This is a genomic window from Gemmiger sp. (assembly GCF_057431175.1).
The window spans coordinates 1-14987 of the sequence record NZ_DBMDDV010000012.1; the positions used below are offsets into that span (position 1 = coordinate 1).

14 protein-coding genes and 1 pseudogene are annotated in these 14987 nt (G+C 60.5%); 4 read left to right on the top strand and 11 right to left on the bottom strand.

From position 1 onward, the window contains the following. The 7 genes and pseudogenes from ACZO0A_RS05995 to ACZO0A_RS06025 form a co-directional block, all read right to left on the bottom strand. Positions 1-627 (bottom strand): FAD-dependent monooxygenase (locus ACZO0A_RS05995; RefSeq protein ID WP_486846156.1); only part of this gene is annotated, 627 nt, incomplete at its 3' end. A 79-nt stretch (positions 628-706) separates the two neighbouring features. Further along, positions 707-2020, bottom strand: a complete 1314-nt coding sequence (locus ACZO0A_RS06000) for a CdaR family protein (RefSeq protein WP_302375418.1) — start codon at positions 2018-2020, stop codon at positions 707-709. Continuing rightward, a complete protein-coding gene (cdaA, locus tag ACZO0A_RS06005; protein ID WP_215692255.1) occupies positions 2004-2900 on the bottom strand; it encodes a diadenylate cyclase CdaA in 897 nt (298 codons plus the stop codon). Before cdaA ends, ACZO0A_RS06000 begins: the two co-directional genes overlap by 17 nt. 152 nt (positions 2901-3052) lie before the next feature. Further along, positions 3053-3520, bottom strand: coding sequence for a 2-C-methyl-D-erythritol 2,4-cyclodiphosphate synthase (gene ispF, locus ACZO0A_RS06010; RefSeq protein ID WP_417064932.1), 468 nt, complete (start codon positions 3518-3520; stop codon positions 3053-3055). Positions 3521-3589: 69 nt separating this feature from the next. Continuing rightward, positions 3590-4189 (bottom strand): annotated as a pseudogene (locus ACZO0A_RS06015) (2-C-methyl-D-erythritol 4-phosphate cytidylyltransferase); the annotation flags it as partial. 197 nt (positions 4190-4386) lie between these two features. Then, positions 4387-5763, bottom strand: a complete 1377-nt coding sequence (locus ACZO0A_RS06020) for a sensor histidine kinase (RefSeq protein WP_486846157.1) — start codon at positions 5761-5763, stop codon at positions 4387-4389. Between the two features lie 2 nt (positions 5764-5765). Continuing rightward, positions 5766-6470, bottom strand: coding sequence for a response regulator transcription factor (locus tag ACZO0A_RS06025; protein ID WP_486846158.1), 705 nt, complete (start codon positions 6468-6470; stop codon positions 5766-5768). 249 nt (positions 6471-6719) lie between these two features. Here ACZO0A_RS06025 and ACZO0A_RS06030 point away from each other — a divergent pair, with 249 nt between their 5' ends. From ACZO0A_RS06030 to ACZO0A_RS06045, 4 genes are all read left to right on the top strand, one after another. Then, positions 6720-7628, top strand: coding sequence for an ABC transporter ATP-binding protein (locus ACZO0A_RS06030; protein WP_302370419.1), 909 nt, complete (start codon positions 6720-6722; stop codon positions 7626-7628). Between the two features lies 1 nt (position 7629). Next, positions 7630-8382, top strand: coding sequence for an ABC transporter permease (locus ACZO0A_RS06035; RefSeq protein WP_486846159.1), 753 nt, complete (start codon positions 7630-7632; stop codon positions 8380-8382). A gap of 3 nt (positions 8383-8385) precedes the next feature. After that, entirely contained in the window at positions 8386-9120 is a 735-nt protein-coding gene (locus ACZO0A_RS06040) for an ABC transporter permease (RefSeq protein WP_291210427.1), read from the top strand. A gap of 165 nt (positions 9121-9285) precedes the next feature. Further along, positions 9286-9678, top strand: coding sequence for a hypothetical protein (locus tag ACZO0A_RS06045; RefSeq protein ID WP_215692248.1), 393 nt, complete (start codon positions 9286-9288; stop codon positions 9676-9678). A gap of 145 nt (positions 9679-9823) precedes the next feature. Here ACZO0A_RS06045 and ACZO0A_RS06050 read toward each other — a convergent pair whose 3' ends face one another. The 4 genes from ACZO0A_RS06050 to ACZO0A_RS06065 form a co-directional block, all read right to left on the bottom strand. Next, on the bottom strand, positions 9824-11146 hold the full coding sequence (locus ACZO0A_RS06050) for a thymidine phosphorylase (RefSeq protein ID WP_291231055.1): 1323 nt from the start codon (positions 11144-11146) through the stop codon (positions 9824-9826). Positions 11147-11215: 69 nt separating this feature from the next. Beyond that, the gene (locus ACZO0A_RS06055; RefSeq protein WP_215692246.1) at positions 11216-12208 is read right to left on the bottom strand and encodes an ABC transporter permease; all 993 of its coding nucleotides are present in this window, start codon (positions 12206-12208) and stop codon (positions 11216-11218) included. After that, positions 12205-13320 carry an ABC transporter permease gene (locus tag ACZO0A_RS06060; RefSeq protein WP_302375417.1) on the bottom strand — a complete coding sequence of 372 codons (1116 nt, stop codon included), beginning with the start codon at positions 13318-13320 and terminating at the stop codon, positions 12205-12207. The genes ACZO0A_RS06055 and ACZO0A_RS06060 overlap by 4 nt, the downstream gene beginning before the upstream one ends. Further along, a complete protein-coding gene (locus tag ACZO0A_RS06065) occupies positions 13317-14831 on the bottom strand; it encodes an ABC transporter ATP-binding protein (protein WP_302375514.1) in 1515 nt (504 codons plus the stop codon). The genes ACZO0A_RS06060 and ACZO0A_RS06065 overlap by 4 nt, the downstream gene beginning before the upstream one ends. Between the last annotated feature and the right edge of the window lie 156 nt (positions 14832-14987).

The window sequence follows — 14987 nt, forward strand, 5'->3', positions numbered from 1 at the left end:
GACGCCGCGCAGCAGGTCAGTACCCACATGGGGCTTTTGCCGCCAGGCGATATCAGCGGGTGCGCCGTGGTCGAGGAACGCCCCGGTCACGAACGCGCAGAGCGGGTCGCCGACGCGGGTGGTCAGCTTGCCGTCGGAAAAGGTTCCCGCGCCGCCCTCACCAAACTGGATATTGGCGTTTGGGTTCAGTTCGCCGGTCTTTTCAAAATGCCCGACGGCCCGGATGCGCTCATCCAGCGCAGGGCCGCGTTCCAGCACGAGCGGGCGGTAGCCATTGCGGGCCAGCAGCAGCGCCGCAAACAGGCCCGCAGGGCCAAGGCCCACGACGACCGGGCGGTGCGCCAGCGGAATTTTTCCCACAGAAAAGTCAAATTTTGGCGGCTGCGTATAACAGACACAGGGCGAGGCCCCGGCCAGCGCCGGTTCCTCACCCTCGTCGTTGAGTGTGACTGCGATGGTGTAGACGAGCACCGGCGTACCGTGCCGGGCGTCCACGCTGAGTTTTGCCACGCCGCAGTGCGCCGCCTTGCGGGCGGGCACACGCAGGATGGCCAGGGCCTTGGCCGCCGCCTCGGCATCCGGGTCGGGGCAGGTCAGCGGCAGGCGGATATTGCGGACTAGAAGCATAGACAGGATTCCTTCGGTTATTGATTTATGGCACGCCACCGGGTAGGGGCCGGGCATACCCGGCCCCTACGGCACTGCGTTATTTCGACGTGACCTCGCACTGGACGGTGTAGCTGCCGGTGGCGAAGATGCGGCTGGACGACGGGATCTGGATGCTGACGGCGATGGTCTGCTGGCCGACGGTCAGGTTCAAGCTCTGGCAGTCGATTTGCGCGACGATGCTGTCGGCGCTCAATTCCTCGATTTCAGCCGCCGGGCCGTAGAGCGTCACGTTGCTGACAAGGCTCGACAGAATTTGCAGCTCGTAGTTGCTGGGCACGTTGATGGCCCGGATGTTCGACACGTTCAGCTTGGTGGAGGCCATATCGGCGGTATCAAATTCCAGGGTAACGTTCGTTACGCCGTCCAGCGAGACGATACCCGCAGGCAGCTCGATGAGCCGCTGGTAGTCGCGGCCTGGCTCAAACTCCCGCGCCAGGTCAAAGTCCGTCACGGTCAGGCTTTCCAGTGTGCCGATGGTGCGTGCCGGACCAGCCACTTTGAGCGTCTGCTGGCTCAGCGAACAGTGCAGGCTTTCTACATCGAAACCGTTCGGCGTGCCGATGAAATCCACCTCCAGCGGCAGTTCGCGCACCTGGTATACCGTCAGCGTCACATTGGCGGAATCGCTGTCCATCGAGGTGTACTGCGGTGTGAACACATTGCCTTCCTCGTCGCGCAGTTCCAGCATGGCGGGCACTGTGGTCGTGTCGGCCAGCTCGCCATCGATCTGCACCGGGGCCACGATGCTGGACACCTGATCCAGCTCGCTCGTCGGGCCGCGCAGCGTAATTTCGGCAGGCACGGCGGCGGTGCGGTTCAACATATAGCCGGTGGAAATCGGCACAGCAGAGGCATCCACCGTGACCGGGATGGTTTTCTCGCTGACCTCGTCAAACACAACGTCGATGGTCTCGGGGCTTTCGACCGTGCAGTCGATATCGCCGGGGAAATCGGTAGTGTTCGTCACACGGGCCTGTAGGCGCAGCGTGACTTTGCCCGCGCCGCTGACGCCCGCGTAGCTGGGGTAGACCATGATATCGGAGTTCTGGATGTTGCCGATGATGGTGCTGTTGCCCTCGACCTTGACGGTAACGCCCTCAATGTCCGGCTTTTCCACGATATCCAGGCCCTGGGCCGTGTAGGTGGACGCGCCGCTTGTGTAGTTGATGGGCACGTTTGCTACGATTTTGCTGCCCTGCGGGTCAATAAAAACGGTAACGATCGTCCAGGTAACAAAGCCCAGGATGATGGCCAGCGCCATTGTAAAAATCGGGTTATCCCAAATCGTGCGCGGGCCTTTGGGCGCTGCGCCCTTTGCCCCCGGCACGCCGGGTTTATTCGGATTTGCCATGGTTCAGTGCGCCTCCCTTGCGCAGCAGCTTTTGCAGGGGCGAAGTGTTTTCGGCCTCGTCCTCCGCCGGGGGGACGATCTCCTCCTGCAGCAGATTGAAGAGGTTCTGGCGATCCAGGCGGCGGATCAGCACACCGTTCTTCGCCATGGAGATGATTCCCGTTTCCTCGCTGACGATGACGACAATGGCGTCGGAATTTTCGCTCATGCCAAGGCCGGCGCGATGGCGGGTGCCCATGTCCTTGCCCATTTCCAGGTTGTTGGACAGCGGCAGCACGCAGCCGGCAGCTACGATGACGCCGTCGCGGATGACGACCGCGCCGTCATGCAGGGGCGTACCTTCATAAAAAATCGTGCCCAGCATTTCGGGGATGACATCAGCGTGCATCGGCGTACCGGTGCGGATGATCTCATCGAGGTTATTGTTGCGTTCCAGCACCAGCAGGGCACCCGTGCGGGTGTCGGACAGCTGCTCGGCTGCGTCGCAGATAGCGACGACGGCGCTCTGCCAGGCGGCGCGCAGCGAAGGGTCTCTGCGGTGGGTGCCGAATAGGCGGTTGGCCCACATGGTACTTTGGCCCATGCGTTCCAGCGTGCGGCGCAGTTCCGGCTGGAAGATAACGACCGCCGCCATAAAACCGATGGTGAGCACATTATTCAGCAGCCAGGTCACCGTTTTCAGGTTGAGCATCACAGCCAGGCCATAAGACACGATGATAAGCAGGATGCCCTTGACCAGCTGGCCCGCGCGGGATTTGCGCGCAAATTGCAAAAGCTGGTAAAAAACAAACGATATAATGATGATATCCAGTGTATCAGACAGAGGTTCAAATGTACGCAGACTGCTTAGGATCGCGCTGATTGTCTGGTTAGGCAGCATGAGCGCCGCGTCCCCCTTTCCGGGTCAAAGATAAAACTGTGTCTTGCTGAGATGTAGGGGCCGGGCATGTCCGGCCCGCGGCTTTCCCGCAAGTACACAGGTAAGGCAAGGTTGCGGGCCGCATATGTGCGGCCCCTACAAACCGCCCTTGTTTACTCAATCAGCGCCACCGCGTGGGCGGCGATGCCGAGGCCCTCGCCGGTGAAGCCGAGGTGTTCCTCAGTGGTGGCCTTCACGCTGACGGCGTCCAACGGCAGGCCGAAGGCGTCGGCAATGTTCTGGCGCATGGCCGGGATGTGCGGGGCCAGCTTGGGGCGCTGGCACAAAATCGTGGCGTCGATGTTGCAGACTTTATAGCCGTGCTGGGCGATGATTTTTGCCACCTCGCGGGTCAGTGCCAGCGAGTCCGCGCCCTTGTAAGCGGGGTCGGTATCAGGGAAATGCTGGCCGATGTCCCCCAGCGCCGCCGCGCCCAGCACAGCGTCCATGACGGCGTGCAGCAGTACGTCAGCATCCGAGTGGCCGAGCAGTCCCTTCTCGTAGGGTACTTCGACGCCGCCCAGAATCAGCTTGCGGTCCTCCACAAGGCGGTGAACATCATATCCGTGACCAATGCGCATGGTTTTCTCCTTTTGTAGGTCCTCTTTGGTGGTGATTTTGTAGTTGGCGTAGTCCCCCGCCGTCAGCGTGACCGGCAGGCCCGCCAGCTCAAACAGGCTGCAATCGTCGGTGACAAGGCTCGCTTTTTCGCCGGTGACGGCACCCAGCGCCTGCAAATACAGTGTGCGCTGAAAGCACTGGGGCGTCTGCACGGCGTAGAGCGCGGCACGGTCGGGCGTCTCGACGACGCGGCCGGACTTATCCGCAATTTTGATGGTGTCCTTGACCGGCACAGCGGGGGCCGCCGCGCCAGAAGCGGCGGCAGCGGTCAGCGCTGCGGTGATGACCTCGGCGCTGATAAAGGGGCGGGCGGCGTCATGGATGGCGACCAGCTCCCCGGTGGCGGCGGCCAGGCCGTTGCGCACGCTGTCGGCGCGGGTGGCCCCGCCCTGCACAACGGCACAGGGCTTGGGGCAGGCGGCGGCGATTGCCTCGCAGGCGGCGCGGTTGCCGCCGCAGACCAGCACCAGCTGGGTGACAGCCGGGTGCGCAGCCAGGGCGGCGCAGCTTGTCTCCAACACGGTGCGGCCATCCGGCAGACGGAAGCTGAGTTTATCAAATCCCATTCGGCGGGACGCGCCCGCCGCCACGATGATGGCGGACACGGCGGGCAGGTTTTGGTTTTCCATGGGCGAAGTGCCCCCTTTATATAGGTATAATAAATATTATACAAGGTCATACAGAAAAAATCCACTAAAATCTGGATGATTTTTTGTGCGGAGTGAAAAAAGTATCGCATTCCCCGTAGGGGCCGGGCATGCCCGGCCCTCCACCGTACGGCAAGCGCGATATTTCGAGAGAGCTAAGGGCGGGACACGTCCCGCCCCTACCTATGTGCCTGATTTTCTGTGGGCAATGTCACCACGGCCTTTGCCCCCTGCGGTGCATTCTGCATAAACTGCACACTGCCGCCGTGGGCCTGGGCGATCTGCTCGACAACGTGCAGGCCCAGGATGTGGGGCGTATTCGCCCCTGTTTCACCGGTCTGCAAGGCGTGCAGCACCGCTGCCGGGTAGCCCGCGCCATCGTCGGCCACTGTCAGTTCCAGCGCGTTTTCGCGCAGGGCCGCCGCCAGCGTGATATGCACGCCGGGGGCGTTGTGGCGTGCAGCGTTGTTCAAGAGATTTTCCACCGCGCGGCCCAGCAGAGCGGCATCGGCGTGCAGCACAGCCTTGTCAGCATCGGGCGGTAGTTCCACCGCCATGTCGCAGCCCGCCGCCAGCGGGCTTTCGCAGAACTCGGCGGCCAGGCGGCGCAGCAAGGGCCCGGCCTGCACAGGCTGGCGGCGCAGCGGCTGTGCGCCGTATTGCAGTTTGCTGGTCAGGTTCAAATCCTCGATGAGCGCCCGCAGCTTCTCGCTCTGGGTGCGGATGTCCCCGGCCTTCTGCCGCACGGCGGCGGGCAGCGCGGCGTCCTGTTCCAGCTGTTCGGCCCAGCCCAGAATCAGCGCCAGCGGTGTGCGCACATCATGGCTGACCCCGGCGATCCAGTTCGTCCGCGCGTCGTCCCGCCGGGCAATGATTTCCTTGCGGCGGCGCAGCTGCTCACTGGCGCGGTTGACCGCGTCGGCCAGCTCGCCCGCATAGCCGGTGGTGGGTAGTTCCACCGTGCCGCCGTCGGCAATGGTGTCCAGCCCTGCCGCAATGGCCCGCAGCTGCCGCGCCCCCCGCCAGCTGAAAAAGACGCAGCACCCCACCACAGCGGCCAGCAGCACCCCCAGCGTAGGCAGCAGGCCCGCTGCCGTAGCGTACATCAGGGCGGCACTGCTGTAAATGTTGTACTTCCAGACTGAGCCGCGGGGCTGCGCCGCCACAAACAAACCGTAGTCCGCCGTCCAGCAGAACACCGGCCAATCGTCGAGATACCAGCGGGAGAAGGACGCGATTTCCGACGCTGTGTAGCGTTTATTTAAATTTTGCGGCAGGTCGTACTGCCAGATGACCGTGCCGTTTCCATCCAGAACCATGGCCCAGGCGTAGCCCTGCATCCACTGGGCAGGCGTTTGGGTGGTGTCAAATTGCAGGCCGTCGGCGGTGGGGGTCAGGGCCTCGGCCAGTGTGCCGATGCGGGCACGGTCGTCGGATGTTTCGCCATAATGCAGGCCCAGATAGACCGTCAGCCCCAGCAGCAGGCCCACCACCAGCAACACCACCGCTGCCGTGGCTAGCACATAGCGGCGTATCATGCGTGTAAAGGTTTTCAACTTCACATCTCCCCTGCCAGTTTGTAGCCGATGCCCCGGACGGTCACAAGCCACTGCGGGCGGCCGGGATCGGCCTCGATTTTCTCCCGCAAATGGCGGATGTGTACGTTCAGGCTGTTCTCATAGCCGTAGTAGTCCGCACCCCAGACTGCCTCACACAGAGCGTCGTAGGTCACGATATGCCCGCGCTCATCGGCCAGCTTTTGCAGGATGGCCCGCTCGGTGGCCGTCAGCGCGGCAGTGCCCTCCGCGCGGTGAACGGCGGCGTCCTGCAGGTCCACCGTGACACTGCCCATCGCTACTGTGCGGGGGCGGCACAGTTCGGCCCGGTAGGCGCGCTGCAAAATATGCTGGACGCGCAGGAGCAGTTCCTGCATCAGAAACGGTTTTGTCAGGTAGTCGTCCGCGCCGAGGCCTAAGCCGAACAGTCGATCGGCGTCGGCATCCCGGGCCGAGAGAAACAGCGCCGGCACATCGGATCCTGCGTGCAGGTCGCGGAACAGCCCGAAGCCGTCGCCGTCGGGCAGGTTGATGTCCAAAATCATCAATTCGGGGCGGCGGCGGGCAAAGGCGGTTTTGGCATCGGCACAGCTGGAGGCGGTGCGCACGGTTTTGTAGCCCGCCGTGTGGAGGTTATCCGCCACAAGGGCGAGCAGGTCGGGGTTATCATCGACAAGGAGAATATCAGCGTCGTAGATGGTGGTCATGGTTGCATCCCTTTACATTGGTGTTGAGAATGTAGGGGCCGCACATATGCGGCCCACGGCTTTTCCTGAAACGGTCATCTGCCATGCGGCTGCGGGCCGGGCATGCCCGGCCCCTACCTATCATACAACGATTCAATCAGCTCCACCATAACACGCCCCCAAATTTAAGCCAAAATTAAGCTGCCCTTACAGCTTCTTTAAGGTCGGCAGTGTATGCTGAAACCACCGAAACAAAAAGGAGTGTTGACAATGCAAACGGTAATTGAGACAAAATCCCTGTGCAAGCAGTACGGTACGCGGATGGCCGTTGACCATGTGGAGCTGCACGTGCCCCAGGGCTGCGTGTATGGGTTCATCGGGCCGAACGGTGCTGGCAAATCCACGACAATGAAGATGCTGCTGGGGCTGATCCACCCGACGTCCGGCAGCGTGCGGCTGCTGGGCCAGCCGCTGACCCGCGAAAGCCGCCTGGCTTTGCTGCGCCAGACCGGCAGCCTGATTGAAAACCCGGCTGGCTACCTGCACCTGACCGCGCAGGAAAACCTGGAAATCGTCGCCGACTTAAAGGGCGTGCCCCACAAAGACATTGGCCGCGTGCTGGATATCGTCCACCTGGCGCAGGACCGCAGCCGCAAGGTGGGGCAGTATTCGCTGGGCATGAAGCAGCGGCTCGGTATCGCCATGGCACTGCTGGGCAGCCCGAAGCTGCTGATCCTGGACGAGCCAACGAATGGCCTGGACCCCGCGGGCATCCAGGAAATGCGGTCGCTCATCCAGGATATGCCCGCCACTACCGGGGCAACGGTGCTGATCTCGAGCCACCTTTTGGGTGAGATGGAGCAGATGGTCGAGCAGGTGGGCATCATCGACCATGGCCATATGCTGTTTGAGGGGCCGCTGGCCGAATTGCAGCGTCACAGCCGGGGCAGCGTGACGCTGCGGCTGCTGGACCCCGCCAAGGCCGCGCCGATTTTGCGGGCGCACGGCATCGCGGCGGACGGCGGCTGCATTACCCTGCCGCCGCTGCGGGATGACCTACTGGCCGCGCTGGTGCAGCAGCTGGCCATGAACGGCGCGGGTGTGGTGGAACTGACGCCCCACACCAAGACGCTGGAAGAAATTTTCCTGAGCCTGACGGCCAACGAGGAGGCGGACTGATATGCTAAGCGCATTGCACGCGGAATTTCAAAAGGCGCACCGCCGCCACGATTTAGCGATTTGTCTGGTTGTGCCGGTGGTCGTGTTCCTCTGGACGGGGCGGCTTACTTCCAACGACCCGGAGGAATTGGCCAACGCGTACAGCGCCCTGCTGTACGCCCTGCCGGTGCTCAACGCGATTTTGATGCCGGTGGTCATGGCACTGCTGGCAAGCCGGTTGTGGGATATTGAGGTCAAGGGCAGCACGACAAAGCTCCTGTACACGCTGCAAAGCCGCCGCAGCCTGTTTGCGGCCAAGGCGGCGTTCGGCATCGGCGAGGTCGTTTTGATGGTCGCGCTGGAAATGGGCGCGGCAGTTTTGCTGGGGTGCACGCAGCACTACACCGAGGCGCTGCCGGTGGGGCAGCTGTTTTATCTGGGCGGCTGCACGCTGGCCGTGGATGTGATGCTGTATTTATCCGAGCTGCTGCTGATGCTGGCGTGGGAAAATCCGCTGCCTGCGCTCTGCGTCAGCATTGTAGGGGCGTTGGTAGGGCTGTTCTCGGCGTTTATGCCGCCCATCGTCAGCTATTTTGTGCCGTGGGGATATTTTGTCCCGCTGAGCAGTTACGAGGTCGCCGTCTGGGACCAGGAGACACACACGGTCCTGTTCGGCACGCGGCCCTTCAACTGGGGGCTGCTGGCGTTCACCGCGGCGCTGGCGGCAGTGCTGTTTGCAGCGGTCTGGCGCATGATGCGCGACAAGGAGGTATAACGAATGCTGAAACGTTGTATTGTTGCGGAAAACCGCAAGCTGCACGCCTCGCCGATTTGGGCCATGTTTGTGGTGCTTCCGCTGATTTCTGCTGGGTATGGGACCTTCAATTATCTGCAAAATCTCGAGATTCTGACCGAGCGGTGGTACAGTTTATGGACACAGCACACGCTGTTTTATTCGATGCTGTTCTTCCCGGCGATGGTGTCGGCGTATGCTGCCTACCTGTGGCGGCTGGAACATATGGGGCACAACTGGAATTTGATTATGGCCGTGCCGGTGCGGCCGTTTGATTTGTTCCTGGCGAAGTTTTTGGTTGTTGTAAAGCTGATGTGCTTTACACAGGTGTTTGTGTATATTTTGTATCTGGTCTGCGGGCGGCTGTTTGCCGGGTTTACCGATTGGCCGCCTGTCTCCACGTTATTCTTTATGCTGCGCGGCGTTTTGGGCGGGCTGGCCGTGGCGGCGGCGCAGCTTGTGCTGGCAATGCTGATCCGCAGTTTTGCGGTGCCGATTTTCTTAGGGCTGGTCGGCGGCATTATGGGGATGCTGCTGGGCAGCAAAGGCTTTTCCCTGCTGTGGCCCTACTGCCTGATGCAGCAGGGCATGAACGCCAACCGCAGCGAGGATATGCTGGCCGGGAATGCCGTGCCGTTTTTGCTGGCGTGCGCGGGATGGCTGGCGGTGGTGTTTGTGATTGCGGGGGTCGTGTTGGAGAAGCGGGATGTGAAGGCGTAAAGTTTGCCGCCATGTAGGGGCCGCACATATGCGGCCCGCCACTTTCCCGCAAGTGGGCGTCTGCCTTACACGCGCGGGCCGGGCATGCCCGGCCCCTACAACTGTGCTTGCCATTTTATCCGCCCTGCTGTATAATGAAACCATCAACAAACAGGAGGGCACGCCATGACTGCCAATGCTGCCGATTTTGCCGGTACCGGATGCGGACGCCGCTATGAAAAAGAGTTGGAAACACATTTCCGCGATTGTATGCTGTTTTATCTGGATGGCCGCATCCGGTTTGAGCGCTACTGCTATGGCGAGGCCGCCTGCCTGGTGTTCAGCGTATGGGCGCATGGCTTTGACGCTGACGGTAAAATTTTGTGGGACCGCGAGCCGGAGTTTGAGAGCCAGCAGACCGCCATCCCCCGCTATCTGACCGACGTGCAGGAAAGTGGAAATGCTTTACAGTTCGATAATGCCCGCAAACGGTACGTGCTGACCGAGGAATTTGACGCGGACAAGGCGAATGGGTACAGCAAATTCAAGGTGTTCTGGCTGAAACGGAAGAAAAAATAAAAAGAGCCTTGCAGCGTGTTGATGCGTTGCAAGGCTCTTTTGTTGTAAAGGCCGCGCGGGCGGCATATATGCCGCCCCTACAAGGCTTTTCTGAGCAGGCTTGTAGTGGCCGGGCATGCCCGGCCCCTACGGAGCAGTTAAGGAATCAGAACCGCTCCACACCGTCTGCGGTCACGCGGGCGTAAATCAGCGGCGGGACGGTCGGCTTTTCGGCACGGATGATGAGGCCGCCGCGGTACATTTCCTCGGCTGCGTCAAACAGGCTCTCGTCGTCAGCGTAGAACGTGCAGATGCTCTCCCCCGCTTTGACGTAATCGCCAAGCTTTTTGTGCATCGTGATACCGGCGGCAAAGTCGATGCTGTCCCCTTTCTTGATGCGGCCCGCGCCCAGCAGCACGCTGGCGTTGCCGATCTTCTCAACGTCATTCTTATAGATATAGCCGTCAGCTTGGGCGGTCAGCTCATAGCTGTACTTGGCTTTCCGGAACTTGTCGGCGTCTTTCAGCACGCTGATATCGCCGCCCTGGGCCGCAAACATCCGGCAGCATTTTTCAAAGGCCGTGCCGTCGGCAATGACGCTCTCGGCCAGCTTGCGGCAGGTGAGCATATCGCCCTTGCCCGCCAGCACCAACATATTGCTGGCCAGCTGCAGGCAGACCTCGGTCAAATCGACCGGGCCTTTGCCCTGCAAAACGGCCATGCTCTCGGCCACTTCCAGCGAGTTGCCGATGTTGTAGCCGAGGGGCTTGTCCATATCGGTGATGAGCGCCGCAACCTTGCGACCATGGGCCGTGCCGATGGCAACCATCTGGCGGGCCAGCTCCAGGGCACCGTCCAGATCCTTCATGAACGCGCCGTCGCCCATCGTGACATCCAGCAAAATGGCGTCGGAACCGGCGGCCAGCTTTTTGGACATGATGGAGGAGGCAATCAGCGGAATGCAGCCGACTGTGGCGGTCACATCGCGCAGGGCGTACATTTTTTTGTCAGCCACAGCAATTTTGCCGCTCTGGCCGATAACCGAAATGCCAATCTCGTTGACCTGCTTGAAGAACTCCTCCTGGGTCAGGCTCGTGCGGGTGCCGGGCACAGACTCCATCTTATCGATCGTGCCGCCGGTGTGGCCGAGGCCGCGGCCGCTCATCTTGGCAATCTTCACGCCGCAGGCTGCGACGATGGGCGCAATGACCAGCGTCGTCTTATCGCCGACGCCGCCGGTGGAGTGCTTGTCTGCCTTGATGCCCGCGATGGCGGACAGATCGACCATATCGCCGGAGTGGGCCATGACGTCGGTCAGCATGGCGGTCTCCTCGTCAGTCATGCCGCGCAGGTAAATCGCCATGAGCAGCGCCGACATCTGGTAGTCGGGCACGTCCCCTGCCACATAGCCGTTGACGGCAAAGGCAAGCTCGTCATGGTTCAGCGTACCGCCGTCGCGTTTCTTGGCGATAACATCGTACATTCGCATAATTTTTCTCCTTTTAAAAAGCAGAGGCCACCCGGCAGTTCAACCGGGCGGCCCTGCGTACTGTTGTGATTAACGGCTGCCCTTATCGTAAGGAATGCCCTCGGCCTTGGGGGCCTGGGAGTTCTTGGAGGTGAAGATCAGCACGATCATCGTGACGATATACGGCAGCATCTGGTAGAAGTTGGAAATTTCCTTGACACCCTCAAACTTCGGCAGGAAACTCAGGGTGGAGTTCAGCGCGGCAATGACCTTGAACAGCGCGAAGAACAGCGACGCGCCCAGGATCGGCAGCGGTTTCCAGTTGCCGAAAATCATAACGGCCAACGCCAGGAAACCGTAGCCGCCGACGTCGGAGTTGAAGCCGGAACCGGCTGCCACCGTGTAGGCCAGGCCGCCGATGCCGCCCAGGAGGCCGGAAATCAGCACACCGGCATAGCGCATCTTGTAGACGTTAATGCCGACGGAATCCGCCGCCTGGGGATGCTCGCCGCAGGCGCGCAGACGCAGACCAAAGCGAGTCTTGTACAGCACGATGTAGGCTGCGATGAACAGGACGATGGCGACCGGAGTCGTCAGGTAGAAATACTTGAAGATCAAGTTGTTCCAGAAGCTGGGGCCGTCCACCGGGGCAAGGCCGAAGGTCTCGCGGGTGATGCGCACCCAGTTGGGAATGAAGATGGTGGTCAGGCCCTGGCCCTGAATGGCCCAGGTCATGACGACCGCGAATGCGGGGGCAAACTGGTTTAGCGCTGTGCCGCCGATGGTCTGGTCAGCCTTCAGGTTGATGGCCGCGAACGCCAGGAACAGTGAGAAGATCATGCCGGTAATGCCCGCCACCAGAATGGCAATGAACATCGACAGCTGCGGGTGCGCGGGGCCGAAACCGCTCTGGTCCAGGCCCTGCAGCGTAAAGCAGGCAAACAGTGCGCCAATGATCATCATGCCTTCCAGCGCGATGTTGATAACGCCGGAGTGCTCACTGAACATACCGCCCATAGCGACGAGCAGCAGCGGCACTGCGAACAGGATTGTCATACTGATAATGTTAGCAGCGATCATCATTTCGCAGCACCTCCCTTTTCTTTACGGCCGGAGACCGCCTTGGCAATGACGCCGCGCATCAGCAGGGCGAAAGCCGCCAGGTAGATGATAACGGCAATAACGATATCGATTGTCTCGGAGGAGTATGCAGGCTGCATGGCGGCACCGCCGACCTGAATGTAGCTGATGAACAGCGCGGCAAAAATCGTGCCGATGGGGTTGGAGCTGGCCAGCAGGGCGACCGGGATGCCGTTGAAGCCCATGCCGAGGATGGACTTTTCCAGCACGTACTGGCCGGTACCGGCCAGGTAGTAGATGGCGCCGCCAATGCCGGACAGCGCACCGGAAATGACCATGGAAAGCACGATGTTACGCTTGGAATTGATACCCGCATACTGGGCGGCATCACGGCTGAGGCCGCAGGCTTTCAGCTCATAACCGAAGGTCGTCTTTTGCAGGATGACCCAGACGAGGATGGCAAAAAGAATCGTGATAATGATGGAAATGTTGATCCAGCTGGAATTGCCGAACAGCGCGGCAAACGGCCCCTTGGGCAGGATAGCCCCTGGGTTGGCGGCGCTCAGCGCGGCGGTACGGTCCGAGTTGGACGCGCCCCAGCCGGAAGCCAGCATATTGGGCATATTCGCCAGCAGCAGGTTCACCAGATACATACCGATCCAGTTGAACATGATGGCGGTGATGACCTCATTGACGTTGAAATACGCCTTGAACAGGCCCGGGAAAACGCCCCAGATGGCACCGCCCACAGCGCCCGCCAGCAGGCAGACGTACCACGGCATCTGGAACTGAATGGCGCACAGCAGCGAGAAAAATGCACCCATGGTGTACTGACCGGAAGCGCCGATGTTGAACAGGCCGGTCTTGAAGGCAAAGCCGACGGACAGGCCGCACATCATCAACGGCGCTGCCTGATACAGCACCTTGCCCAGCTTGTCCATGTTGGAAAAACCAGTGGTCAGCATGGCTTTCATGCCGCCCAGGGATGCCGAGGGATTCAGCAAGACCAGCAGCACAAAGCCCAGCACCAGACCGATGACGATGGACAAAAGGCTTGCCAGTACGCCTACGACGGCGGGACGCTGCAAAAGCGGCTGTTTATTTTGTTTGCTCATGCTTTCGCCTCCCCTTGCTTTTTGGCACCTGCCATGTACAGGCCCAATTCTTCCACGGTGGTCTTGCGCGGGTCAAACTCGCCCACGATCTCACCTTCATAAATGACCAGGATGCGGTCAGACAGGTTCATGACCTCGTCCAGTTCGAGACTGACGAGCAGGACCGCGCGGCCCTTGTCGCGCTCGGCCACGATCTGCTTGTGGATATACTCGATTGCGCCGACGTCCAGGCCACGGGTGGGCTGGACTGCGACCAGCAGCTCCGGCTCCTTATCGACCTCGCGGGCGATGATGGCCTTCTGCTGGTTGCCGCCGGACATACTGCGGGCGATGGTGGCAGGGCCTTGGCCGCTGCGCACGTCATACTGCTTGATAAGGCGCTCGGCGTATTCCTGCACGGCGGCCTTTTTGATGAAGCCGTGATTCTGGAACTCGGGCTGCCAATAGCGCTGCAAAACCATATTGTCCGCCAACGTGTAATCCAGCACCAGGCCGTGCTTGTGGCGGTCCTCCGGGATATGGCTCATACCCGCCTTGCTGCGCTCGCGGATGGGGGCGCTGGTGATGTCCTTGCCTTCCAGCTTGATGGTGCCGGAGGTGGGCTTTTCCAGACCGGTAATGCCGTAGATCAGTTCACTCTGGCCGTTGCCGTCGATACCGGCGACGCAGACGATCTCGCCCGCGTGGACATTGAAGCTGACGCCGCGCACGGCGTTGTTCTTGTGTACCTTGCTGGGCACAACGAGGTTTTCCACTTCCAGAATCGGCTTGCCCGGCTCGCAGGGCTTTTTCTCGACGGCAAACTGCACGTCGCGGCCAACCATCATCTTGGACAGTTCCTCTTTGGTGGTGTCCTTGATATCCACCGTGCCGATGTACTTGCCCTTGCGCAGGACCGTGCAGCGGTCGGAAACGGCCATGATCTCGTTGAGCTTATGGGTGATGAACAGGATGCTCTTGCCCTCGGCCTTGAAGCCGCGCATGATATCCATGAGCTCGTCAATCTCCTGCGGAGTAAGAACTGCCGTAGGCTCGTCGAAAATCAAGATCTCATTGTCGCGGTACAGCATCTTCAGGATCTCGACACGCTGCTGCATACCGACGGAAATGTCGCTGACCAGCGCGTCCGGGTCGACCTTCAGGCCGTACTTTTCGCTCAGGGCCATGACCTTTTTGCGGGCCTCGTCCTTCTGCAAAAAGCCGTGCTTCGTATCCTCGACGCCGAGGATGATGTTATCGAGCACCGTGAAGCACTCGACCAGTTTGAAGTGCTGATGCACCATGCCTATGCCCAGTGCGTTGGCATCGTTCGGGTTGTTGATCTTGACTTCTTTTCCGTTTTTCTTGATCGTACCCTGCTCCGGCTGGTACAGACCAAAGAGCACGCTCATCAAGGTAGATTTACCGGCGCCGTTTTCGCCCAGCAGGGCATGGATCTCGCCCTTGCGCAGCTGCAGGGTGATATCGTCGTTGGCTTTGATACCGGGGAATTCCTTGGTGATGTGCAGCATTTCGATGACATAATTATCTGCCAATCGTTGCACGCCCCTTTCAATGTGTACGGGCTTGTACACAAATTCTTACTCTATATTATACAGAAAAACTCTGCTGTGCACAAGAGAATCTGCGCAAAAAGTCGTCAGAATTTGTAGAAAACCAACAAAAAC

Excerpts from the sequence above, each read along its gene's own strand:
- ACZO0A_RS06000 (WP_302375418.1), bottom strand. The coding sequence starts at position 2,020 with ATGGCAAATCCGAATAAACCCGGCGTGCCGGGGGCAAAGGGCGCAGCG.
- cdaA (WP_215692255.1), bottom strand. The coding sequence starts at position 2,900 with ATGCTGCCTAACCAGACAATCAGCGCGATCCTAAGCAGTCTGCGTACA.
- ispF (WP_417064932.1), bottom strand. The coding sequence starts at position 3,520 with ATGCGCATTGGTCACGGATATGATGTTCACCGCCTTGTGGAGGACCGC.
- ACZO0A_RS06025 (WP_486846158.1), bottom strand. The coding sequence starts at position 6,470 with ATGACCACCATCTACGACGCTGATATTCTCCTTGTCGATGATAACCCC.
- ACZO0A_RS06030 (WP_302370419.1), top strand. The coding sequence starts at position 6,720 with ATGCAAACGGTAATTGAGACAAAATCCCTGTGCAAGCAGTACGGTACG.
- ACZO0A_RS06035 (WP_486846159.1), top strand. The coding sequence starts at position 7,630 with ATGCTAAGCGCATTGCACGCGGAATTTCAAAAGGCGCACCGCCGCCAC.
- ACZO0A_RS06040 (WP_291210427.1), top strand. The coding sequence starts at position 8,386 with ATGCTGAAACGTTGTATTGTTGCGGAAAACCGCAAGCTGCACGCCTCG.
- ACZO0A_RS06045 (WP_215692248.1), top strand. The coding sequence starts at position 9,286 with ATGACTGCCAATGCTGCCGATTTTGCCGGTACCGGATGCGGACGCCGC.
- ACZO0A_RS06050 (WP_291231055.1), bottom strand. The coding sequence starts at position 11,146 with ATGCGAATGTACGATGTTATCGCCAAGAAACGCGACGGCGGTACGCTG.
- ACZO0A_RS06055 (WP_215692246.1), bottom strand. The coding sequence starts at position 12,208 with ATGATGATCGCTGCTAACATTATCAGTATGACAATCCTGTTCGCAGTG.
- ACZO0A_RS06060 (WP_302375417.1), bottom strand. The coding sequence starts at position 13,320 with ATGAGCAAACAAAATAAACAGCCGCTTTTGCAGCGTCCCGCCGTCGTA.
- ACZO0A_RS06065 (WP_302375514.1), bottom strand. The coding sequence starts at position 14,831 with ATGCTGCACATCACCAAGGAATTCCCCGGTATCAAAGCCAACGACGAT.